Below are 21,991 nucleotides of genomic sequence, written 5' to 3'. Positions count from 1 at the left end.
TCAGGACGGGTGGCCTGCATCCGGCGACCCGAAGAAGGTCGCATGCGCTGTAAAGCCATCCACCTCACAGGCGAACCATTCGCTTGCCTCGTCGCCGTATGCCGGTGCGTTGATGGCTGCGAAGCCCAGTCGGGGGAAGAGATCGGCAACCAGCGCGTTCTTGCTGGTTGGGATATACTCGCCAAGCACGCGGCCCGCGCCCTCGCGACGCGCAGCCTCGACCAGCCGGTTGGCGATCTCCTGCTCCACCCCGCGCTGCAAAATCCGGCAGGATTGCAGCCAGGTGTCGATCACCCAGTCATCCCCGCGCTTGGCCACGATGACGACCGCGATCATGCCGTGATCGGCAAACCGGTCGCTGAGGCGCACCTGCCAGCACAGCACATCGCCTGATGCCTGCATTCGGGCGAGTTCGTCCTTTCCGTAGCGCCGCGTGGTCAGGTTGAACTGGTTCGACTTGGCCACCAGCTGCGCGATGCGCGGCAGGCCTATATCGTCGAACGGGGTGATGGAGATCTCCATCTGGAGCGCGCGCAGGTAATCCTCGTAATTGCCGATGGCCGCCTGCATCTCGACCCGCTTCGCATCGCTGCCGTAAGACTGCGCGCGGGCGAGATCGTCGCCGCTGAGCGACCCATGCTCGAATGCGCCCGACGCGGCGAGGATCGTGGCGTAGCGGAACGGCTGCTCGGGCAGTTCGGGCACGAAGACGAAGGGCAGCTCCTGCCGCACCCGCGCGCGCTCCGCCGGATTGTCGTCCATGAAGACGAGCGATTCCGGCCCCAGCCGCAGCGCCTGCGCGATGGCCCTGACGCCGCTTGCCTTGTCGTCCCAGGAGGCATGAAACACGGCGAAGTCGTCCAGCCGCAGCAGCATGTCGGGATGCTCTGCGAAGGGCTGGCGTGCAGTCTCGTCGTTGTTTTTGGAGCATACGCACAGCGCAACGCCCCGATCCTTGAGGGTGAGCGCGAGCTGCTGCAGCGCAAGGTAGGCCTCGCCCGCCGCACTGCCCTGCCCGACTTCGATCCCCTCCAGCCCGTCATCGCCGATCACCCCGCCCCACAGCGTGTTGTCGAGATCGAGCACCAGCGCACGCCGCGCCTTTCCGAACGCCCCCGCCAGGTGGCGCGCGACATGGTCCGCGACCACGGGATTGAGTTCCATCGCGAAGGGCACTTTGAGATCGAACAGGCGCATCGGATCGAACCAGCTCGCGTGCCCCACATCGGCGGCGAGCGCGGCGATATCGATCAATGTCCAGTCACCGCGCGCCGCGCCCTCGAACACCGCCGCATTGGTTTGTGCGACATGCGCCGCCATGGAGCCGGGCGTGATTGCGTCGATCGAAGAGACGCGCTGTGCAGGCGGCAGCGGTGTGGTCGATACCAGCACGTCCGCGCGGCACTTTGCCTGCAGGGCTTCGACCGTCTGTCGCAGCGCCGCCGTACTCGCGTGGATCGCCGCCTCTTGCGCCTGCGTGTCGAGCAGCGCGGTGCGGGCGTGGGTCATCGTGGCGTCGTGCCAGTAGAGTACGATGTCCACCGGTCCGTCGAACGGGTCGCCTGCGCCGAACGCCAGCGATGCCGCGCTGCCCGGCGGTGCCAGCACCGGCTCGATCAGCAGCAGCCGCGCGAGCCCGGCTGCCTGAAGCGCGGGGGCCAGAAAATCGAGCGTGCGATCGGAGACGATGCCGACCCTCAGAAACCGAAACGGCTCCAGCTGCGGCACGGCCTGGACCGCACGGCGCGCCAGCCGTTCCAGCTGCAATTGCTGCATGGGCCCCAGCTTTTCGCTGGCCATGCGGTGAAGGCACTCGGCCAGTTGCCGCTGCGCGTCGGGACTTAGCTCAGCGCCGTTTCCCGCCTCGGTCAGCAGCGCATCGGCGGTAGACTTCCGCTCGCCCCATTGCGGCGAAAGCGGAGGCTTCCATTCGAGCATCGCCATTCTCAGCAGCCCGCCATCACGTCACCGCCCGCCCCGGCGCGGCTCAGGCCTGGGTCTTGGCGGCGAAGAGATCGACCAGCGCGCCCAGATCGGGCAGTCCGGTGACCTCTTGCGGAGCGCAGCGCACGCCGCATTCCTGCTCCAGCGCGACGACCAGCTGCACATGGCCAAGGCTGTCCCACTGTTCGACATCATTGGCCGTCAGCTCGTCGGTGATCGGCCCTTCGTACTGATCGAACAGCTCCCGAAAGATCGGTTCGAGCTTTGCGTAAACGTCTTCCCTGGTCATCTGCACCCTTTCTAGATCGCGGTCCCGACGACGATGGTCGAGATCGTCAGCTTCAGCTTGCGCGCCCGCTCCAGCGAGGCGTCCATGCCGGGAAAATTCACCGTCTCGTCGATCGCGAAGCCCGCATCCCGCACCATCTCGACGATCTCCTCCGGCTCGCGAAACAGATAGATGTGATCGGGCGCGGGCGAGTTGACCGGCGCGTGGACGAAAATCTTGCCCCCGTCGTTGAGCAGCGCGCGAAGCGTCTTCAGCGCATCGCGCGGCTGTTCCAGATGTTCGAGCACTTCGGAGAAGGTCAGGCTGTCGAACTTGCCCGAGGGCGCATCGACGATGTTGTGCGCTTCCAGCGTCACCGGCTTCTGCACACCCATCGCCTCGAGCGCGTGGCGCGTGTCGCGCAGGCTGGTCGCGCTGACATCCCAGCCGGTCACCGATCCGGTGCGCGGCGAATTGGCGGCCAGATACAGCAGCAGGCCGTGGCCCGGCCCGACTTCCAGATGATGCGCGCCCTGCTTGATGCGGGACAGGAATTCGCGATGGAAGTGGATGATCACGCGCGAGTGATTGCCCCACCACAGGTGGGAAAACAGCACCCCGTTCATGTATTTCTGCATGAACTCCGCATTGGCGTAGACCGTGCGCTCCGCCTCCTCGAAGGTGGAGAGGCGATAGGTGCCATGGCGCCGGAAGTAGTATTCCTCTTCCAGCATCTCGTTGGTCAGCCACGCATAGTCGCGCGCGATCGTCTCCAGCTTGCCTTCGCCGATCCGCGCGATCACCTGCGCCAGATGCTCCAGTTCGACGAGATGCTCGTCGGAACTGTTCGCGATCCGGCGGCTGAGGAAATCCTCATGCTGGGGAAACACCTCGAGCTGCAGCGCATAAAGCCGCGACAAGGTCGAATGCTGTTCCAGCCTGTTCATGTCGTCGGCCCCTTCTGGTTCATCTCTGTGCCCGCGCCCTGCTCCACATTGCGGGTCAGCCTAGCTGCGTAATTCTCGAAATTCCCGGTCGTCAGGCGATGGCGGCCCCGCGCCATGCTGTTCAGAATAAAGCGGTAGATGGCCGGGTTCTGTACGTGCGCCTCGTCGCGATAATTGGTCAGGTCGCCGGTAATCCAGGTCTCGTTGTCGAAAGCGAACACCCTGACATCGTCACGCCCGGCAAAGGCGCGGACGAGGCAGCGGCGGATCGCGATCTGCTTTGGCAGAAAGGGTTCGGCCATGGCAACCTCCGCCGCGACGCCATAATCCTGCCAGCTGCGATAAAGCCGCAGGGAATAGGGCGGGATCACGAAATCGACTGTCTTGCCGCGCGCGGTCATCCGGTCGACCAGTTCCGGGAGGATCTGCGAGACCAGCGGGTAGTCCGCGCAGTCCTGCGATGCGCTGTCCATATCTGCGGCGGATGCCCGGTGCCGGTCGTCCTCGCGCTCTTCTGTCAGCTTCTGCTGGAACGCCGCATATTCCTGCCGTTCGGCCGCCAACGCGGTGGAATACTCCCATCCAGGTAGCCTGATCGGCTCTCCCTTCAGCTTCTGCATGGTCAGCCGAAGCACGTTTGGCGATGCGATCCTGAGGTCGTTGAGCGGATTGTCGTCGTACAGATAGGTCGGCAACAGATCCGATGCGTAGTCGGGCGGCAGCACGAAGAGATAGTCGAAGCTCACGATCACCCGCTCGGCGGGCGAATGGGCGGCCACCTGCTCCAGCAGGAAACGGCGGTCTGCGGGGCGTGGGCCGGAGACCGCGAAGTTGAACGCCTTTTCGACGCCGAAGCTCTTTTCCATCTCATCGCTGGTGATCGCGGCGAGCGTCGAGCTGCTGAGCAGCAGCACGTCCACGTCGGTACGCGCCGCAACCATGTACATCTCGCGATTGGTGTGGCGGTTATAGTCCGGCAGCAGACGCGGCGGCTCACCCCAGTCATAGAGGTCGAGCGGGTCGATCGCGATCACCGCCCCGGTCACCACCCAGAAGAACGCGACCACCGACAGGATCGCGAGGATGAAGGGAGAGCGCAGGATCCGGCGACCGCGCTGGCGTTCGGCAGGAGAGGTCGTGCTGTCGTCGGGCTTCGTCACGGTCGCTCAGAATCCCAGATAGATGAACGGCGGAAGACGGCTGACGTAATAGAGCGTGGCGAGCAAGGCCCCCGCCATGATCGCGCCCCAGATGATGTTGGGCGCCCATTTGATCCGCGCCAGCAGGTTGCGGTTGGCCGGGTAGGTCCAGGTGAACAGCCCCGGCTTGTGATCGCGCGCCAGTTCGTAGGCATTGGGCAGGAACCAGCAGAAGCCGAGAATGGCGAAGACCAGCGCCAGCTCGCCAAAATCGCGCAGACCGACCTGATCGAGCGGAAGCGCCTGCTGGCCGAACATGGCGCCCACCATATGGCTCCAAGTGGTGACGCTTTCGGACCGGAACAGCGCGAAACACAGCACCATCGGCACGGTGAAGGCGACCCGGCCGATGATGTTGCGCGCGGTCTCGCTGGAGCGTGATTTCCACGTGCGCCAAGCCGACGTCTTCTTCGCCTCAATCTCCAGCACGTACCACAACCCGTGCAGCAGGCCGAACAGCACGAAGGTCATCGTCGCGCCGTGCCACAGTGCGATCACCTCGAAATTGACCAGCAGCGGAAGCCAGATCAGCGGGAACCGGGCGAGCGGCTTCCGCTTGATATGCCTCGCCGCGAACCGCGCGCCGAACAGCGACAGCGGCGTGTACATGAAAAGCGCGATCACGCGGGTCAGCGTGATGTGCCAGCGGCGATAGAAGTCGCCGATCGAGTTCGCTTTGAGCGGCGAGGCGAAGTTGATCGGCAGGATGATGCCGAGGATGCGAGCCGAGCCGAGCGCCATGTCGCTATAGCCCGAAAAGTCGAAATAGAGCTGCGCGTAGTAGCCGAACGCGGCGGTCCATGCGTCGATCAGATTGGGTTCGCCGCCCACCGCGACCATGTCGAACACGGGGTCGACATAGCGCGCGATATTGTCCGCGATCAGCACCTTCTTGAACAGGCCGACGATGATCAGGAACAGGCCGACTTCGATATTGATGCGCACCAGCCGCCCGAAATCGGCATTGCGAACCTGCGGCGCGAATTCCTTCAGATAGACGATCGGGCCGATCACCAGCTGGGGAAAGAAGGCGATGAAGGCGGCGTAGCGCACGAAGCCGCGCGCCCGTCCGCGCGCGCCGCGCTCCGTTCCCAGATAGTCGATCACCTCGCGGTCGCGCCGGTACGCGTCGAGCAGGAAGACCGCCTGCTGGAAGGTGTAGAAGGAAATGCCGACCGGGATCGCCACCAGCCCGGCGTTGAAGGCGGCCGAGCTTTCCGCGTAATTCAGGAAGAAGCACGAGTATTTGAACCAGATCAGCGCACCGAAATTGAACGCGATGCCAGCCCAGAAGATCGCCCTGCGCAGCGGTTTGCGATCGTCCCCCAGATGGATCAGCGACTGCGACGCGGCCCAGTTCACCAGGATGCTCGCCAGCATCATGATCAGATAGTCGACGCCCCAGCCGACGTAGAATGCGCAAGAGGCGACGAACAGGAAGGCCAGCGCCCACTCGACCCCGAAGCGCGAGCGCACACCTGCACACACGAAGGCGACGATCGGCAGGAACAGGAAGAGGTAGGCCGGGTCAGTAAACAGCACTGTCAGCAGCCTTTTCGAACCCTGGCGCGCCTCGCCAGCCCGGATGGGCCGGACCGGTGGAGGGAGGATGGGGGATCAACGCAAAGCACTCGCTTCCCCCCTGGCCTGCCCACTGCGATCATCCAGCTAGCATCAGGCCGTCGGCGAAAAATCCCGCGCGCACCAGTAGATATGGCGGCGGATTCGTCAAGCGGCGCGGTGGCGGTCGCGCCCGATCAAGCGACGCGGGCTTGTTGAAGCGGAACATCGAAACACCGGGGGGGACGCTCAAAAATGAAGCCTTCCGGTCAATTATATACCCGGACGAATTCCCTCGCGATATACGCAGCGATTCCCCCTTACTTCGCCTAACGGCGCGGCTTATCCATGTCGCCTATATTTTCTTGTTTATTTATTGCCACATGGTACCAGCAGCTGCGCCGGATAATCCTGTCCTCCGCTTTCCGGAGGAAACATGGAAACTCGCCTCATAATTGCCTATTCGATTATCGCGCTTCTGATTTTATCGGCCGCGCTCGGCATCGTTGCCTACAGGCGCGATCGCAAACGCAAGCGCAAGGACCGCTGGCGTTAGGAGGCGAGCTTCGATCAGAACCCGCGTCGCTGAAGAGGCCGCCCGCCCCCAGGCCAGAAAAAATATTGCTGGCAGCCGCTCAAATGCAAAAGCCAATCCAGCGCCATTGTAATTTTTTCACTTACTGCTATATTGATGTTGCCTGACGTCGTTTGCGACGGATTGTTACCGCCGAGATATGCGCCTGAGCGCAAGTTCGGCACCAATTCCTTTTCACACACCACGGCTCCGTGACGGAATACGTCCGCACGGATGATTTTACGTACGCTAAGGACTATGGTTTGGCGAAAGAAGAGCTCATCACGATGGAAGGCGCGATCGACGAGATCCTGCCTGACGGACGTTTCGGCGTCACCCTCGATAATGAGCATCGCATCATCTGCTACACTGCTGGCAAGATGCGTCGCTATCGTATCCGATCGGTCGTTGGAGACCGCGTACATGTCGAAATGACGCCCTACGATCTGAGCAAAGGCCGGATCGTCTTCCGCGAGCGCACACCCGGGCAAGGGCCCGCCGGTGCGCGCAGCCGCGGTGGCAGGCGCTGACAATACCAGAAGGCGGCGGGAAAATATCCGCCGGACATACTTACAGATGAATATCTCGAATTCGCACGGCGCGCCTCGCGCCAAGCTTTCGCTGCGCTATGGCGCAGTCCATGCACGGGCACTCACGGGCCACGCGCCCGCCCCTGCGACAATCCCAACCCCCGAGCTACGAAAGATCGTAGCAACGATGGTCGACTGAGCCGGTGCGGTTTGCGCCACTGGCGCCACGAGTGCTCGCATTGCGGGCATAATAAAAGGCCTCCGCCCTGTTCCAAGGGGCGGAGGCCTCTTTTGTTGAAAGGGTGAGCGTTAGGCCACTTCCTGGCATCCGGTGCCGCCGACGTCAGGCAGACAGCCCACCCGACTGGTGCCGCACCGGAGTGACCGAAGGACCGCGCACCGCACGCCGATCCGCAGCGGGCTCCGCCGGAACAGAAACGGTGATCGTCTGATTGTGCGGCTGGTTCATGGACGGCAGCATGCCGACAGGTGCCGCAGGAGTTGCGGGGCGTGTCGCCGTCGCCGGTTCGATCGCGACCCCGGCCTGCTCTGCCAGCATGGCGAAGCGGGGATCGGTCTGCACCAGCTGCGCCATGTGCTTGCCAGCGCGGCGCACGATCTGGCGGATCCGCTCGCGGGTTAGGCTGTTATCGATGCTCAGCGCCAACTTGGTATCGCCCGAGAACATGCTGCGCTCGATAATCGCACGATCGCGCTCCAGCCGTTCGTGCAGCTTTTCCAGCTCGACCGGGTCGGGGCCTGCCATGTGGGCACGAAAACTCGCCGGAAGATCGGGGCGGGATTCGCGGATGTCACGGGCGGGACGACGGGTCCGGGCGCGCTTGCGCAACTGTTCGACCCCTGTCTTGCGTTCGGCTTCGATATAGGCGTCGACCAGCGCGATGCAGGCCTGATTGGCGAGATGTTCCGAGGCGGAGCTCTCGGTCCGCTCCAGCGCCGCTTCGTCTTCGATCAGCGCTTCGAGGCTGGTTTCCTCGCCATCGTCGCTGATCGACCCGGTGGTGAGAGCGATCGTCACCGCTTCCACCTTGCGGGCGGACGGCCGCTGATCGGTCATCAGGCGGAAGCGCAGGCTCTGCAGTTCGCCACGGATCTGCCAGTTGAGGAAGGTGGTGAACTTGGCCTTGGTCGGGTCATAGGCCTCGATCGCGCGGTGGACTGCAATCGCACAGACCTGCTCGGCGTCTTCATAATGAGCAGCCAGGCCGTATTGGCGAATGAAGTGCCGAATACGCGGCGCTGCGATCTTGAGAATTCTGATAAAAGCGCGGTCGATATTTGCGCGCTGACGAGCGGATCCACGCGATCCGTCCGAATTCATGTTGGCGATAACTTCGGCTACCGCGACTTCCAGTGCTTCAGTACTTTTCGACATGAGTACGCTCCCCTTACGTCAAATGCTGTCTTGTGACGATCAAGGGATAGTAGCCCGCCTATAAACGACCTCTTTCTTGGCGGTTCCGGTTTTCTCCTTTAAGGAACCATACCGAACTTGGCTTCAGTACTTTTACGGAAGGGCCACTACGGTCATGCCCGGACGGTTTCGGAGCCCCGCCTCGGGGCGCATCGCAGGCCACCGGGGCCGGCAGGTTTCCCCGGAAAATCAGGCATCCTGCGGGTTGTCGGCAGTCCGTCTGTCTGTCTGTCTGGATCAGCTGCTGGCCGCCTGCGGCAGGGCGGCAAACCGATCGGGCCTGATCTTGCGGGCGATGTAGCCGTTGAGCCAGTCACGGTGCGCCTGCGCGGCATCGCCGGTACGGGCGATCCGCTCGCGCGCCGATGCCGATCCGATCTGCGCCTTCAGTAAAACGGTGGCCCGACCCTCCGCCAATCCGCCCTTTAGGTAGCGGATCGCATCTCCCGGCCCCAGATGGTGGCCGAGATAGGCAATCCGGGCGAGCGCCTGCGGATCGTCTCCAGTCCTGACGCCCGACCTGCGAATGGTCGCGATATTGGATGTGGCATAATCGGCGATGCTGTTGATCGACGCCGTCGCATCGTAACGCAGCGCGAGTAGCGATCCGCGTGCCGCGGGAGCGACGCGGCCGCTCTCGGTCAGCCAACCCTTCTGCTGTGCCACGTCATACAGCCAGGTGCCGGGCTTCTGGGCCATGCCGATCCATGTGCCGGAAAGGAACTGGCCCAGCCCCGCCGCGCTCGAACGCGGATTGCGCGACATCAGATTCCAGCTGCCATCCGGGCGTTTGGCCGCCTCTGCATCGACGATCGCGGCAAGCGTGGTCGCGGGCAGTCCGCTACGCTCGGCAGCCCTTTGCAAGGTCGCCGCGTAGCCGGAATTGGCCCCCAGGCTGCCCAGTGGGCCGCTGGCGGAACTCTCTTTGATGACGGGGCTGGAGGGCGACGGCGCATCGAAACCGAGGCCCGGCTTGGTCACCGCCGGAACGATCGGTTCGATGCTAATCTCGGGCTTGGCCACCGGGGGTCGAATGGAGTCGATCCCGATCCCCGGCTTCGCACCGGCTCCTTGCATGGCTTCGAAGGCCATCGCCAGCGCGCTGGCATCCTGACCGGTGCCGAACAGGTCCATCATCCCCATCGGGAGCCCCATGGGACCGTGGCGACACGGCCCCTGCGCGCCTGACTTATCGTCTTGCGCACTGCCGATGGCCGCCTGCCACAGGCGGTCGGTCATCTCGGAACGGGCCTGCGTATAGATGACGCGTGCCCGGTCCTGCGGGGAGAGCGATTCGAGTCCTACCTGCTGCATCGCACGTCACCGGGCCGTAAGCTGCGGAATGGTAGGCTCGGTCCGTGTGCGCGTGGCGGGAACCACGCGCGCCGCGCACAGATCGTCCGTTTCGCGCTGCTCGGCCCGCGATTGCTGCCGCCGGTGATCGTCTCGAAACGCCTCGGCGGCGTTTTCCAGCACGTGCTGCGAACCATAGGCGTCGACCGCCTCGCGCCTCAGGCGGCCGATTTCCTCCGATACGGCGACGCGCTGCGCCACCAGGTCCGCCTGCTGCGCCATCCTGCGCCGGACAAATGCCTCGGCAGACGAGGCCCAGCTCTGCGCGCAGACCTCGTACTCGCGCGCCAGCTCTTCCTCCAGCGCGCGGCTCTGCTGATCGATCTCCGTGAGCCGCGTGGTTTCCATGTGAATGGCGATGCGGGTGCGGTCGATTTCCCGGCGCCGCATGCGCAGGACGGTGTCGAAGGGCGTCTTCACTGCGAAGTCTCCGTCATCAGTTCGGCGAGCCGGGCGAAGCTGTGGGCCAGCGATCCGCGATCGTCCTTGCGCTGCTTCAGCAGGTCCTCGATTGCCGGGGCGAGGCGGATTGCTTCGTCCACCTCTGCATCCGAGCCGGACTTGTAGGCACCCAGCCGGACGAGCTCTTCCATGTCGGCATAGTTGGAGAGGTGCCGCAGCGCCGCGAGGCGCAGCCGGTTCTCCTCCTCCTCGTGACAGTCGGGCAGCATGCGCGAGACCGATTTGAGGATGTCGATAGCGGGGAAGCGACCACGCTCGGCAATCTTGCGCGACATGACGATGTGACCATCCAGAATGCCGCGCACCGCATCGGCGATCGGTTCGTCGTGATCGTCGCCGTCGACCAGCACGCTGAACAGACCGGTGATCGATCCCTGACCGGGACCGCCGGGGCCCGCGCGTTCGAGCAGGCGCGGAAGTTCGGCGAAAACGGTGGGCGTATAGCCCTTGGTCGCCGGGGGCTCGCCATTGGCAAGGCCGATCTCGCGCTGCGCCATGGCGAAGCGGGTGACCGAATCCATCAGGCACATCACGTCGCGGCCCGCATCACGGAAGTGCTCGGCGATGGCGAGCGTGGTCCAGGCCGCCTGGCGACGCATGAGCGCGGGCGAATCGGAGGTCGCGACGACCACCACGCTGCGCGCCAGACCTTCCGGCCCCAGATCGTCCTCGATGAATTCCTGAACTTCGCGGCCGCGCTCGCCGATCAGGCCGATCACCGCGATGTCGGTTTCGACCCAGCGCGCCAGCATCGACAGCAGGGTCGACTTGCCGACGCCCGAGCCCGCAAACAGTCCCAGCCGCTGCCCCCGGCAAAGCGGCGCGAACAGGTCGAGCGAGCGCACTCCCGTTTCAAGCCTGCGCCCCACGCGGGTGCGGTTGGCAGCTGCCGGCGGGTCGGCCTTGAACAGGCGCGCTTCAGGGCCGACAGGAAGGGGCCCCTTGTCGTCCATCGGGCGACCAAGCCCGTCGACCACGCGGCCCAGCCACTGGTCGGTCGGTCGCAGCATCGACTGCCCTGGCATCAGGTCAACGCGGGTCCCAGTGGCAATCCCGTGCGGATCGTTGAACGACAGGCAATGCGCGGTCTGCCGGTCGAGCCCGGTGATCTCTGCATCCACGGTCCCGCCCTCGCACTCGATCGCTATGCGCGACCCGATCCGGGCGGAGCCGACCAACCCTTCGACCTCGATCAGCGCGCCGCGTACGGCGGCGACGGAGCCGAAGTGCCGATCGGGCGGAAACGCGCGGATTGCCCGCGCGGCGGATGCCAGCGTCTGCATGGCGAAAGGATCAGGCCGCGTTGGCCGCTTGGACGGTTTCGGCCTCTTCGACCGGGGCGAAACGGGCCAGCGCCTGGGTTTCGTAGGCGATCAGGGCGCGGCAATCGTTGAGCGCGCGATAGAAATCGCAATAGGCGACGCTGCGCGCGAACGACACGCAGTGCGCCTTTGCTTCGGGTGCTTCCACCGCTTCGACGAGATCCTCGAACAGCGAAAGGATGCGGCCCTGATACTGGGTCAGGTTGGCCGGATCGAGATAAGCCATCATGCACGCGAAATAGAGCCGGCGCGCCGGAGTGTTCGCTTCTGCGGGCGACATGACGTCGCGCCCGCGCAGGATTGCCGCAGCGTTTTCGACGACGATCTCTGCGCGACCGGTCGAGCGCAGCACCGCACCGTTGATGACGACCTTTTCGCCTTCGCGAAGAGTAATATGGAGCATCGCATGTCCCTTCTGATTGATGGGACCATTATAGAGGGGTGCGAGTGGTGCCGGGGCCGGGTCGGAAAAAATTGCCTGCTTTTGGGTTTGCCTATGCCGCTCTCCTACAATGCTCTTGTGACCGGGCGCGCGTGCCCGCCAAGCAGGAGTTGCAATTCAGTGAGCCTATATTCTGCCCTGTACGCCGGTGTGTCCGGCCTCGGTGCCCAATCGAGCGCGATGGCGACGGTTGCCGACAACATCACCAACATCAACACCGTGGGATACAAAGGCGCAGAGGCGGACTTTCGCACTCTCGTCACGGACGGACGTCTGAAGAGCAGCTATTCGGCTGGCGGCGTTGCGGCGGCACCCCGCGCGATGATTTCCAAGCAGGGGCTCCTCCAGGCAGCCTCCAGCCAGACCGATCTGGGCATCGACGGGGGCGGTTTCTTCGTCACCCGCACGGGCAGCGGCGCCGATAGCGGCATCGCATTCACCCGCGCCGGGGCTTTCCGCCCGGACGAGCAGGGCTATCTGCGCAATACTGGTGGCTATTTCCTGCAGGGCTGGCGGCTGGACACGACCGGCGGCTACACCAGCACCGGCGGCGTGAGCGAGCTGGAACCTGTCCGACTGAGCGGGCTGACCGGCACCGCCACGGCCACCACCCGCCTCACCGCTCGCATCAACCTGCAATCGACGCAGGAGCCGTTCACCGGTGCCTATGCCGCAGGCGATATGGCGACTGGCGCTCTGGAGCCGCATTTCTCTCGCACCTTCGAGATTTTCGATGCGCAGGGTGGCGGCCACCAGGTAACGATGGGTTTCGTCAAGACCGGCCCCAACCAGTGGGTTTCGGAGATCTATGGCGACCCCGCCGATGTGACCGCGGCCAACGGCCTGCTGGCCAGCGGCAACGTCGCCTTCAACCCCGACGGCAGCCTTGATCTCGCCAACTCCTCGCCTGCCCTGTTCGGAACGCTCAACGTCTCCTGGGCCAACCAGGCCGGCTCCTCTCCGATCAACCTCAACCTTGGCAGTCAGGACGGGCTCGACGGGCTGACCCAGTTCGGCAGCAGCTCGGCGCTGATCGCATCCAGCACCGACGGCGGCATGCTTAACAATCTCGTCTCGGTGGAAGTCAGCAAGGACGGTATCGTCAGCGCCGTCTTCGACGATGGCACCTCGCGTCCGGTGTTCCAGCTGCCGATGGCGACCTTCGCCAATCCGGACGGTCTCTCGCGCCTGCCGGGCAATGCCTACACTGTCTCTCAGCAGTCGGGCAATGTCGCCATCGGGCGCCCGGGAGAGCTGGGCAGCGGCACGATTTCGGCCGGCACCCTGGAAGCATCCAACGTCGATCTGGCGCAGGAATTCACCAACATGATCCGCTTCCAGCGGGCCTACAGCGCATCGTCCAAGATCATCACCACGGTTGACGACATGCTCCAGGAAGTCAGCGCGCTCAAGCGCTAGAGCCTGGTCGGGCGAGGAACTGATTAATGTCGCTGAGCAATATCCTGGGAACGGCGGTGTCCGGCCTGTCGGCGTCGCAGGCCGGCATCAGATCGGTATCCAACAACATCGCCAACATCAGTACGCCGGGATACGCGCGCGAGCGCGTATCCCTCTCTACGGGTGTGACCCAGGGCCGTATCAACGGGGTCGTCATCGGCGAGCCCACCCGGATCGCCGACCGCTTTCTGGAGCAGACGGTATATCTTCGCGCGGGCGACATGGGCCGCGCAGAGGTGACCGCGAACTACATGGATCGCTTGCAGGCATTCCTGGGCGCACCGGGGGCCGAAAGCGGCGTGCCCGCGCGGCTCGACGCGATCAGTGCATCGGCGATCGCGCTGACGAGCGGGCGAAGCGCATCGCAGAACGCGTCGAACTTCGTCGCCGAGGTGCAGGATGCGATCGGCTCCCTGCGCCAGCTCGACGACGATATCCAGGTGCTGCGTGGCGATGTTGAATCGGAGGTCGGGTACTCGATCGAGACGGTTAACGACCTGCTCGAGCGCATCCACGGGCTGAACGCAACGGTCGCGCAGCTTCGCGGCCTTGGCCGCAGTGCCGGCGGGGCCGAGGATCAGCGCATGTCCGCGCTCGAGGAATTGAGCGGAATGATGAAGATCTCGATCCGCGAACAGCCCGATGGCCGGGTCAACATCGACTCCGCCAATGGCGCGGTCCTGCTCGACGGTCGGCTCCGCAAGCTGTCCTACCCGAGCCCTGGCGACGGGGTCGCGCAGCCGACCTACCCGGTGATCGACATCCGTTTCACCAACGAGGCGGGTGAGCCGACCACTGCGACGGGCGAGAAGCTCGATTCCTCTGCGATCGGCGGCAAGCTTGGCGGGCTGCTCGACCTGCGCGATCGTGCCTTGCCGGAATTCTCTGACCAGATCGGTTCGCTGTTCGGCGGCCTCGCCGAAACCCTCAATTCGGTGTCCAACTCGGGCACCGCGGTCCCGCCTCCTAACCGGCTTGACGGCCGGCCTACCGGGCTGATTGGCGGCGACCGCCTAGGGTTCACCGGACAGGCAACCTTCGCGGTAACCGACAAGAGCGGCATTCTCGTCGCGAGCACCACGGTCGATTTCGACGCGCTGGGGCCACTGGCTACCGTCGACGATGCCATCGCCGCGATCAATGGTGGTCTGGCAGGCAATGCCACCGTTGCCCTGCAGGACGGGCGCCTGTCCTTCGTCGCGACAAGCGGCAGCAACGGGGTCGCGGTGGCGCAGGGCGATCCGCCAAGCGCGCGCGCGGGTAACGGCTTCTCGCATTATTTCGGCCTCAACGACGTGGTCCGTAGCGAGTCCGCAACGCTCGTCGCGCCGGGTTTCGTCGCCAGCGATCCGCACGGGTTCGGCGCCGGACAGTCCGCGCAGCTGGTGCTGCGCGATGCCACCGGCCGCTCTCTCGCGACCACCACGCTTACCGGCACGGTCGGCCCGACCATGGGCGATCTGGTCACCGAGCTGGGGCAGAGCCCGCTGGCAAAGTTCGGCAGTTTTGCGCTGGATGACCGGGGCCGCATATCCTTTACGCCCACCCCGGGGGCCAGCGGTGCACTGCTTTCCATCCCCACGGATTCGACCGACCGCTTCGGCACCGGCGTATCCTTTACCGCGCTCTCCGGGCTGACCGGCAGTGCCAGCGGGCTGAACAAAGCAGGCGTGCGAAGCGACGTTCTGGCCAGCGCCGACCGGCTGCCGCTCTCCCGCCTGCGGACGGATGCCGCCGTTGGCGAGCCTGCGCTGGGCGGTGGCGACACGCGGGTTGCCGGTGCCCTTGTCGAAGCGCTGGGTAAGCCGATCGACTTCGGCAAGGCCGGGTCGGCGACGATCGAGCGTTTCTCCAGCCTGCTGATGGGCCGCGCCGGAACCCAGGCCGCGCGCGCGCAGGACATGCTGGTGGATGCCGCTGCGCGGCGCGACGACGCGATCAACCGGCGCGACAGCTTCTCCGGCGTCAATCTGGATGAGGAACTCTCGCAGATGGTGGTCCTCCAGAACAGCTATTCCGCCGCCGCGCGCGTCATGACGACCGCCACCCAAATGTACGACACTCTCCTCGATATGGTCCGCTGAAAGGACATCCAATGACCCGGGTTGCCACCATTCCGCTGCAACGCACGATGGCCGATGCCATCCAGCGCGCTCAGCAAAATCTCGCCAAGACGCAGACCTCGCTGTCGACCGGCAAGAAGGCGCAGGATTATGCGGGCCTGGGTACCGAAGCCGTGCGCACTATGTCGGCACGCTCGATGCTCGCCAAGCAGGAGGCGCAGGCGGTCGTCTCCAAGCACGTGACCACTTCGCTCGCGATCTACGATGCGCACGTCACCGGCCTCGACAACACCCTGATCGACCTGCGCACCCGCATGGCAACCGCGATCGGGACGGAAGATTCCTCGGGCCTGCAGGAAACGATAAAGGGCGCGTTCGAACAGTTCCGCAGCAGCCTCAACGCCAAGGAAGGCGGTATCCCACTATTCGGCGGCTCGCGCACCGATGTGCTGCCCTTCGCCCCCGAAAGCCTGGCCGACGTGGCCGCCACGCCGGCGTCCGACGCGTTCAGGAACGACGATGTGCGCGCCGTCGCGCATCTCTCCGAGGGCACTTCGGTAACATATGGCATTACGGCCAGCGATCTCGGTGCAGAAATCTACGAAGCGTTTCGCACTCTGGCGGCCGCCGGCCCGATCGGCGAACGGCTGACCGATGCACAGAAAACCGCCTTGCAGGACGCACTCGTGCAGATCGATACGGGCTCTGTCGGATTGCGCGCTGCGAATGCCGAAAACGGGCGCAAGCAGGCGCGCGTGGAAACGCTCGGCGAACGTGCCGAACAGCGTTCGTTGGTCCTCAGCGACATCATCGCGGCGAACGAAGACGCGGATCTGGGCCAGGTCGCGGTCGACCTCGCGCAGCAGAAGGCCACGCTGGAGGCGAGCTATTCCGTCTTCGCACAGCTCAGCCAGCTCAATCTCACCAAGTACCTCTAGCCAAAGGCCAGCGACTACGCGCGGGGGATGCATGGCAAGCCATGCCGCCCCCGGGCGCTAGCTAGGATTTTTTGGTTTTGGTCTTTGCCTTGCGGGTTTCGCCCGCCAGCAGGTCGGCGAATTCGCCCGCCGGGCTCGCCGTCGGCATAGCGGCCATGGCCTGCGCGACTGCGGCAGGATCCAGATCTTCAACCGGACCTGTCAGCAGATCGAACGCGGCCGCAGTCGGCTTCCCGGCAAAGGCGGTGGCATAGCGCGCGCGCAAGCTTTGCAGGGATGTCTCGCGGCCCAGCATGGCGAGCGCGACAGCGCGCCGGAGGACGACGGTCTGCTCCACTTGGGTCAGGCCCCCGCTTTGCGAAGGTAACACTTCGTCCGAACCGGTCAGTGCCTGCCAGTTCTGGCGCCCCCATTCGATCTCGTCGCGAATGGCATCGCCTTGCGGCACCCCGTCGAGAACCGCCAGCGCCTCGTCGGTCCGTCCCAGCTTGTGCAGCGCGACCGCCTCTATCCGCAGACGTGCCCACAGCATCGGGTTGGGATAGATATTGCCATCGGTAGCGCGCAGCGCCCGCACGGCATCGGTCGGCTTGTCTGCCAGAATATAGAGTTTCGCCACCCGGACAGAGAGCGGGCCTTGCGCAACGTCCTTGGCCCGGGCCATCAGCTGATAGTCCAGCAGTTCCGCCGCGCGTTCATACAGCCCCTCGCCCTGCAGCCGATCGGCCAGTCGACTGACCAGCAGATCGCCGCCAGCCCCGCTCGGGCTGAGATCACGGTAATCCCAGAACAACCCCGCCGCCTCAGGCAGGGGTACCTTGCTATCCGGCGCAAGGATCGCCTGAAGCCGACCTTGCAGCACCTGCAGCATCTCACCGGTATCGACTGATACCGGATGATAGCGCAGGAGCGCCGCACCGGCGGCCAGCGCCGCACGGTCGTCATGCAGCTCTTCAGCCAGCGAGAATCTCAGCTTGAGACCCCGTCGTTCGAGCGACCCGCCACGCCAGACGTAGCCGAGCCGTTCAAGCTGCTCGAGCGCCTTTCCCGGTTTGGCGCGGCGTTGCGCGACCAGCCCTTCGAGCAAAGAGATCCGCGCATCGATCTGCTGTTCTTGGGAGCCATTCTCCGCAGCCCGGTCGAGCCGGAGCCGCGCCTGCTGCTCGCTGCCGAGCCTGAAGAGCGCGCGACCACGGATCAGATTGGCATCGGGGTCTGCATCGGGGAGATATTTGAGCAAAGCGAGCGTACTACGCGGGCGTCCTTCATCGAGCGCGGCCTGCGCCGCGGCGAGCAGGAAGGATCCACCCTGCTGCGGAGTGCGCGAAGCGATAGCCCCCCGCGCGCAGGTCCACTCGCCGACCGCTTCGGCGGTCATGTCCAGCGCTGCCATCGCCCGCAGCCGCCAGGCACACGCTTCGGGGTTCTGCGCGAGCTGCTCGGTCGCCAACATATCGAGCGCGTCCATCGGCCGGTCGAGTTCCACCAGCGTGGCCCCGAGCGCAAGCCGGTGCGCCGGGACGAGCGAGAGATCGGGATCGTCCTTCGCCATCGTGACGAGCACGCCATAGGCCTCCGCCGCGCGGCCCTTGCCGATCAGGCTGCGCGCATAGCGCCACCGGGCCGCCTGGCGCGTCTGTTCGTTGCTTCCCGCGATCGCCTGCCACGCCTCGTGGTCGGACACGACCGGCCAGCCGTCGGCATCCCGAGCCAGCGGCTGGTTGGCCAGCGCGGCGGCGAAGCCGGGCAGCCGAACGCTCGGCATCGCGTCCCCGGTAGGCGCGTCGAGCGGGCCATCGCCCTGGGTGGCGGCGTCTGCCTCGGCCTGACCGTCGGCGGGTTTTTCATGGCCATGCGTGCCGTCTTCGGCAAATGCCGAAGCGGCCAACGCCAGCGTCAAGGTGGCAGACAGGGCTACGATTTTGCGCATGAATGTGTCAGCCGACCAGATGCGGCCAGGCGACGAGACCCGCGCCACCAACGGCGCAACCGGCGAGGAACAGAATTGCGGACAGGATCGAGAAGCGGCGAGCGGGCGCGACTTCGACCTCGGGCCGCTGTGCTTCTTCGATTGCCTGCTGCAGCGGCTGGGTGTCGGTGGGCGCATTTTGAGGCGCGCGCGCCGACCCGCCAGTGCTGACAAGCTTGATGCGGCTGGGTTTTTGGTCGTAGCTCATGTCCGCTCCGGTCGGGATATCCTCTATTATAGGGTAGAGACCGGCTTGCAGGCCGGCTGCAGCACCCCTTTTTCGAACGGATTGGCAGCGCGACATGAATAGCAAGAAACTCCTGCTGGGCGGCGCCCTCCTCGCTGCGGTGCCTGTTAGCAGCGCCTCGGGGGCAGGCGGCGGCGGCAAGGGTGCCGCCGAGGACCTGATCGATATGGAGGCGATCGCAGTGCCGATCGTCGACGGTGCCAAGCTTCAGGGTACCTTGCGATTCCGCATCGTTCTGGAGGCGCACGACGCCGAGGCGGCCAAGGAAATTGCCGCAGAGCTGCCGGGATTGCGTGCCGAAGCCCTCGCCACGGGGGCAGAGTTTTCCCGCCTGCGGGCGTCGCCATTCCTGGCGGTGGATGCGCAGCGGCTGTCGGACGAACTGACCGAAGCCCTGCACGCACGCTACGAAGGGATCGACAGGGTGCTGCTGGTAGAGGTGGCTGCCCGAACCTCCTGACCCTCAGCTTCCACTTAACGTTATTGCCGCCGGGCGAGCGTTCAGCTCACCCGACGGGTTCGGGCCTTACCCGTTTGGGCGGCGCAGGCCGCTTGCCCGCCAGCGCCATGCTCAGCCGCGCCGCAGCCGCCGGCGTCATCGCAGCGAGGATCTGCGCGGTCGAGCGCTCGCGCATCTTGCGCGCCACGGCGATCTGCACATCGATGTCCAGCTGTTCGAAAACCACCGCCGCCTGCTTCGGCTTCATCGACTGATAGATCCGCGCCAGCTGATCGAGCGTCTCTGCCTCCTCGGCCGCCTTATCGGCTTTTGCGTCGGCCTTGGCCGCGGCCGCGCCATCGGTTTGGGGCCGCTGCTGCTGGTTCTGCAGATTGTCCTTCAGCCGCTTCTCCGACGCTCTGATCGCCTGTTCGCGCAGGTCGAGCGCACGTTCGCGCTCCTTGGCGGTCTGCCTTTTTTCGCTCAGTTCCGACTGGATGGCAGAGCCAAGCCGCGACTGCGACGCCTTGGCCGGTGCCTTCTCTTCGCCTGTGCCCGAGGCGCTGACGCCGTGGGCCAGCGTCGAGAGCGCGGCGGCACCTGCCATCAGCATCAACAAAGAGGGGCGCTTGATGGTCATGCTGCTTCCTTAACACCGGCAGCACGCGTGGAGCTTTTGCGCGACGTGCGGGCCGGAGTCTTCTTGGTCGCCACAGGCTTCGCTGCGGTCGCGGTGGCGGCCGTCGGCTGCGCGGTGGTGGGCTTTGCGGAGGGTGTCTTCTCGCTCGGAGCTTTCGCACTTGGAGCGGTGGCGCTCGTGCTCGTAGCTCTCTTGGTCTTGGCATCTGCGGCCTTGGTCGCCTTGGGCGTATCGGCCTTGGACTGCGTCGGCTTGGTGCTGCGCGTGCGCGCCGGACGGGTCGCCTTGGCCACCTTGGCCGCTTTGGTTTCCTGAGCCGAGCCAACGGAGGCGGCCTCGATCAGGCGCTCCGCCATCGCATTGGCAATGCCGATCATGAGATGGAGCTCTTCGCGCACCTCGCGCGCATCGCCCAGCGCGCGCGCATGGGCCGTCCCTTCGATCGACAGCGTCTGCTTCAGCTCCGAAAGCACGCCCTGCGCCTTCGCCGTGGCCGTATCGAGAGCGCCAACGGTACGATCGAGCTGGCCCTCGCGAACCTGCTTGAGGCTGCGCATCATCCGTACGCTCTGGATGAGCACCGCGATGCAGAAGAGGACCGTGATGACATTGGTGAAGACGGTGAAGCTCATTGCGATTGACCCTGTTTGATGGTGTCGACGATGCCGATGGCGACGTGATTGCGCTGGCGACCGATCTGCGCCCGTGCCAGCGGCACGCCCCCGCAGCAGACCTCGAACGGGTCGTCCGGCGTCACGTCGAAGGGAATCGTCTGGCCGATTTCCAGCGAGTGAACGTCGGCGAGCCGCATCTCGCGTTCGCCAAGGACGGTGTAGATTTCGACCTCGGTCCGGAGAATCTCGTTGCGCATGTGATCGCGCCAGGTGTTATCGCCGCCCAGCTTTTCACCCATGAAGCGCTGCGACAGCTTGCCGCGCACCGGCTCCAGCGTGGCGAAGGGCAGCAGAATGGTGAAGTTGCCGCCCCGCCCGTCCATATCGACGGCGAAGGTTGCGGCCGATGCGACGTTGGTGGGGCCTGCAATGGCCGCAAAACGCGGACTGGTCTCGATCCGTTCGAGCTCCATCGTAATCGGCGCGATCGGTTCGAATGCGGTGCTGAATTCGCGCAGCACCAGCTCGATCATCTTCGATACCAGCGTCGTCTCGATCGTGGTGAAGGCGCGCCCCTCGATCTTGCGCGGGGCAGCGCCCTTGCGTCCGCCCAGCAGCGCATCGACCACGGCATAGATCAGGTTCGCCTCGATCGTGACCAGACCGTAGTCCTGCCACGCGGGCACCTTGAATACGGCGATCATGCAAGGCAGCGGAACGCGGTTCATGAAGTCGCCGAAGCGGACCGAGGCAATATCGTCGAGCGAGACCTCGATCGCGTCCGAAGTAAGGTTGCGCATGCTGGTGGCGAAGGAACGGACCATGCGTTCGCACACCACTTCCAGCATCGGCAGCCGGGCATGGCTGACGACGCGGGATTCGATCACTGCGCGCAGGCCGCTCTTTTGCGGCAGGTCCGAGCTGGAATCGCCGAACAGCGCATCGATGCTGGCCTGGTCGAACGTCGCCCCCTCCGGCATGTCCATTGCCGGGGGATCGGGAAGGTCGAACTCTTCGAAATCGTCGTCGGTCATCACTGCTGGACCATGTCCTGAATAAGAACGTCGGCGACCACGCCCTCGCCCACCGTGTCCGCTGCGCGCAAAATGAGTTCTTCCTTGAGCCGGTAGACCGCCGCCGATCCGGCCAGATCTTCCGGGCGCAGTTCGCGCAGGAACGGCTGGTAGCGATCGATGATCATCGGCAGGTTCTCTTCGATCGTCGTAGCATCCTCGGGCGAGCCCGGTGCCAGCATGATACGCAGCTTCAGGAACCGGGCCTGGCCATCATTGGTGCGCAGGTTGACCATCAGCGGGGCGACTTCGACCAGCCCGCTCCCGCCCTCTTCGCCGTGGCCACCACCCGATTTTTCGCCGTGGCCCGCATCCTTCTTGGCTTCCTTGCCCGAATGATCGCCGGACTCCTTGGCCTCGGCATCGCTGCCGCCGCCCATAAGAAAGGCCCCGGCACCACCGCCAACCAGCAAGACCGCGCCTGCCGCAGCAATGATCTTTTTCTTCTTGGAAAAGCGCGGCGGCTTTGCGCCCTCTTCGGGCTTGGCCTCGTCCTGAGTGTCGGTGGTCATGG

Annotated in this window: 21 protein-coding genes; 5 read left to right on the top strand and 16 right to left on the bottom strand. The window is 64.9% G+C overall.

Features of this window, described 5'->3' with window-relative positions:
- From VO57_005375 to VO57_005355, 5 genes are read right to left on the bottom strand one after another with little or no spacing between them, the layout of a single operon-like run.
- Positions 1–1,944, bottom strand: coding sequence for an HAD-IIIC family phosphatase (locus VO57_005375; protein ID XBL70771.1), 1,944 nt, complete (start codon positions 1,942–1,944; stop codon positions 1–3).
- Between the two features lie 43 nt (positions 1,945–1,987).
- On the bottom strand, positions 1,988–2,233 hold the full coding sequence (locus tag VO57_005370; GenBank protein ID XBL70770.1) for an acyl carrier protein: 246 nt from the start codon (positions 2,231–2,233) through the stop codon (positions 1,988–1,990).
- An 11-nt stretch (positions 2,234–2,244) separates the two neighbouring features.
- Positions 2,245–3,159, bottom strand: a complete 915-nt coding sequence (locus VO57_005365) for a class I SAM-dependent methyltransferase (GenBank protein ID XBL70769.1) — start codon at positions 3,157–3,159, stop codon at positions 2,245–2,247.
- A complete protein-coding gene (locus VO57_005360; GenBank protein XBL70768.1) occupies positions 3,156–4,319 on the bottom strand; it encodes a hypothetical protein in 1,164 nt (387 codons plus the stop codon). Before VO57_005360 ends, VO57_005365 begins: the two co-directional genes overlap by 4 nt.
- A gap of 6 nt (positions 4,320–4,325) precedes the next feature.
- Positions 4,326–5,900 (bottom strand): MBOAT family O-acyltransferase, encoded by a 1,575-nt coding sequence (locus tag VO57_005355; protein XBL70767.1) that lies wholly within the window; start codon positions 5,898–5,900, stop codon positions 4,326–4,328.
- Positions 5,901–6,755: 855 nt separating this feature from the next.
- Between VO57_005355 and infA the strand changes: the two genes are divergently transcribed.
- Positions 6,756–7,022 carry a translation initiation factor IF-1 gene (infA, locus tag VO57_005350; GenBank protein ID XBL71294.1) on the top strand — a complete coding sequence of 89 codons (267 nt, stop codon included), beginning with the start codon at positions 6,756–6,758 and terminating at the stop codon, positions 7,020–7,022.
- A 343-nt stretch (positions 7,023–7,365) separates the two neighbouring features.
- On the opposite strand, the gene VO57_005345 is transcribed toward infA, so the two are convergent.
- The 5 genes from VO57_005345 to VO57_005325 all read right to left on the bottom strand — a co-directional run bounded on the left by VO57_005345 (position 7,366) and on the right by VO57_005325 (position 11,997).
- Positions 7,366–8,418 carry a sigma factor gene (locus VO57_005345; GenBank protein ID XBL70766.1) on the bottom strand — a complete coding sequence of 351 codons (1,053 nt, stop codon included), beginning with the start codon at positions 8,416–8,418 and terminating at the stop codon, positions 7,366–7,368.
- A gap of 276 nt (positions 8,419–8,694) precedes the next feature.
- Entirely contained in the window at positions 8,695–9,771 is a 1,077-nt protein-coding gene (locus VO57_005340) for a peptidoglycan-binding protein (GenBank protein XBL70765.1), read from the bottom strand.
- A gap of 6 nt (positions 9,772–9,777) precedes the next feature.
- On the bottom strand, positions 9,778–10,230 hold the full coding sequence (locus VO57_005335; GenBank protein ID XBL70764.1) for a hypothetical protein: 453 nt from the start codon (positions 10,228–10,230) through the stop codon (positions 9,778–9,780).
- On the bottom strand, positions 10,227–11,555 hold the full coding sequence (fliI, locus tag VO57_005330; GenBank protein XBL70763.1) for a flagellar protein export ATPase FliI: 1,329 nt from the start codon (positions 11,553–11,555) through the stop codon (positions 10,227–10,229). The genes VO57_005335 and fliI overlap by 4 nt, the downstream gene beginning before the upstream one ends.
- Positions 11,556–11,565: 10 nt before the next feature.
- Positions 11,566–11,997, bottom strand: a complete 432-nt coding sequence (locus tag VO57_005325) for a flagellar biosynthesis repressor FlbT (protein XBL70762.1) — start codon at positions 11,995–11,997, stop codon at positions 11,566–11,568.
- A gap of 219 nt (positions 11,998–12,216) precedes the next feature.
- On the opposite strand from VO57_005325, the gene VO57_005320 reads away from it, so the two are divergent.
- Genes VO57_005320 through VO57_005310 form a run of 3 tightly spaced genes read left to right on the top strand, consistent with a single transcriptional unit; the run spans position 12,217 to position 16,495 of the window.
- Positions 12,217–13,455 carry a flagellar hook protein FlgE gene (locus VO57_005320; GenBank protein ID XBL71293.1) on the top strand — a complete coding sequence of 413 codons (1,239 nt, stop codon included), beginning with the start codon at positions 12,217–12,219 and terminating at the stop codon, positions 13,453–13,455.
- A 26-nt stretch (positions 13,456–13,481) separates the two neighbouring features.
- A complete protein-coding gene (locus VO57_005315; protein ID XBL70761.1) occupies positions 13,482–15,578 on the top strand; it encodes a flagellar basal body rod C-terminal domain-containing protein in 2,097 nt (698 codons plus the stop codon).
- Positions 15,579–15,589: 11 nt separating this feature from the next.
- Positions 15,590–16,495, top strand: a complete 906-nt coding sequence (locus VO57_005310; protein XBL70760.1) for a flagellin — start codon at positions 15,590–15,592, stop codon at positions 16,493–16,495.
- Between the two features lie 61 nt (positions 16,496–16,556).
- Here the strand turns inward: VO57_005310 and VO57_005305 are convergent, their stop codons facing one another.
- On the bottom strand, positions 16,557–18,425 hold the full coding sequence (locus VO57_005305; GenBank protein ID XBL70759.1) for a hypothetical protein: 1,869 nt from the start codon (positions 18,423–18,425) through the stop codon (positions 16,557–16,559).
- Between the two features lie 7 nt (positions 18,426–18,432).
- Positions 18,433–18,672 (bottom strand): hypothetical protein, encoded by a 240-nt coding sequence (locus tag VO57_005300; protein XBL70758.1) that lies wholly within the window; start codon positions 18,670–18,672, stop codon positions 18,433–18,435.
- 94 nt (positions 18,673–18,766) lie between these two features.
- Here VO57_005300 and VO57_005295 point away from each other — a divergent pair, with 94 nt between their 5' ends.
- Positions 18,767–19,171 (top strand): hypothetical protein, encoded by a 405-nt coding sequence (locus VO57_005295; GenBank protein XBL70757.1) that lies wholly within the window; start codon positions 18,767–18,769, stop codon positions 19,169–19,171.
- A 46-nt stretch (positions 19,172–19,217) separates the two neighbouring features.
- Here VO57_005295 and VO57_005290 read toward each other — a convergent pair whose 3' ends face one another.
- From VO57_005290 to VO57_005275, 4 genes are read right to left on the bottom strand one after another with little or no spacing between them, the layout of a single operon-like run.
- Positions 19,218–19,790, bottom strand: a complete 573-nt coding sequence (locus VO57_005290) for a hypothetical protein (GenBank protein ID XBL70756.1) — start codon at positions 19,788–19,790, stop codon at positions 19,218–19,220.
- Entirely contained in the window at positions 19,787–20,422 is a 636-nt protein-coding gene (locus tag VO57_005285; protein ID XBL70755.1) for a DUF6468 domain-containing protein, read from the bottom strand. The genes VO57_005290 and VO57_005285 overlap by 4 nt, the downstream gene beginning before the upstream one ends.
- Positions 20,419–21,438 (bottom strand): flagellar motor switch protein FliM, encoded by a 1,020-nt coding sequence (gene fliM / locus VO57_005280; GenBank protein XBL70754.1) that lies wholly within the window; start codon positions 21,436–21,438, stop codon positions 20,419–20,421. Before fliM ends, VO57_005285 begins: the two co-directional genes overlap by 4 nt.
- Entirely contained in the window at positions 21,438–21,989 is a 552-nt protein-coding gene (locus VO57_005275) for a flagellar basal body-associated FliL family protein (GenBank protein XBL70753.1), read from the bottom strand. The genes fliM and VO57_005275 overlap by 1 nt, the downstream gene beginning before the upstream one ends.
- Between the last annotated feature and the right edge of the window lie 2 nt (positions 21,990–21,991).

Origin of the sequence: Citromicrobium bathyomarinum (genome assembly GCA_001306305.2) — a bacterium.
GTDB lineage: Bacteria > Pseudomonadota > Alphaproteobacteria > Sphingomonadales > Sphingomonadaceae > Alteriqipengyuania > Alteriqipengyuania bathyomarina.
The sequence above is the reverse complement of the archived record's forward strand: the minus strand, read 5'-3'. Positions and strand labels throughout refer to the sequence as shown.

Bases quoted from the DNA above. Each gene is read 5' to 3' on its own strand.
- VO57_005375 (XBL70771.1), bottom strand. From the start codon at position 1,944: ATGGCGATGCTCGAATGGAAGCCTCCGCTTTCGCCGCAATGGGGCGAG.
- VO57_005370 (XBL70770.1), bottom strand. From the start codon at position 2,233: ATGACCAGGGAAGACGTTTACGCAAAGCTCGAACCGATCTTTCGGGAG.
- VO57_005365 (XBL70769.1), bottom strand. From the start codon at position 3,159: ATGAACAGGCTGGAACAGCATTCGACCTTGTCGCGGCTTTATGCGCTG.
- VO57_005345 (XBL70766.1), bottom strand. From the start codon at position 8,418: ATGTCGAAAAGTACTGAAGCACTGGAAGTCGCGGTAGCCGAAGTTATC.
- VO57_005340 (XBL70765.1), bottom strand. From the start codon at position 9,771: ATGCAGCAGGTAGGACTCGAATCGCTCTCCCCGCAGGACCGGGCACGC.
- fliI (XBL70763.1), bottom strand. From the start codon at position 11,555: ATGCAGACGCTGGCATCCGCCGCGCGGGCAATCCGCGCGTTTCCGCCC.
- VO57_005325 (XBL70762.1), bottom strand. From the start codon at position 11,997: ATGCTCCATATTACTCTTCGCGAAGGCGAAAAGGTCGTCATCAACGGT.
- VO57_005320 (XBL71293.1), top strand. From the start codon at position 12,217: ATGGCGACGGTTGCCGACAACATCACCAACATCAACACCGTGGGATAC.
- VO57_005315 (XBL70761.1), top strand. From the start codon at position 13,482: ATGTCGCTGAGCAATATCCTGGGAACGGCGGTGTCCGGCCTGTCGGCG.
- VO57_005310 (XBL70760.1), top strand. From the start codon at position 15,590: ATGACCCGGGTTGCCACCATTCCGCTGCAACGCACGATGGCCGATGCC.
- VO57_005305 (XBL70759.1), bottom strand. From the start codon at position 18,425: ATGCGCAAAATCGTAGCCCTGTCTGCCACCTTGACGCTGGCGTTGGCC.
- VO57_005300 (XBL70758.1), bottom strand. From the start codon at position 18,672: ATGAGCTACGACCAAAAACCCAGCCGCATCAAGCTTGTCAGCACTGGC.
- VO57_005295 (XBL70757.1), top strand. From the start codon at position 18,767: ATGAATAGCAAGAAACTCCTGCTGGGCGGCGCCCTCCTCGCTGCGGTG.
- VO57_005290 (XBL70756.1), bottom strand. From the start codon at position 19,790: ATGACCATCAAGCGCCCCTCTTTGTTGATGCTGATGGCAGGTGCCGCC.
- VO57_005285 (XBL70755.1), bottom strand. From the start codon at position 20,422: ATGAGCTTCACCGTCTTCACCAATGTCATCACGGTCCTCTTCTGCATC.
- fliM (XBL70754.1), bottom strand. From the start codon at position 21,438: ATGACCGACGACGATTTCGAAGAGTTCGACCTTCCCGATCCCCCGGCA.
- VO57_005275 (XBL70753.1), bottom strand. From the start codon at position 21,989: ATGACCACCGACACTCAGGACGAGGCCAAGCCCGAAGAGGGCGCAAAG.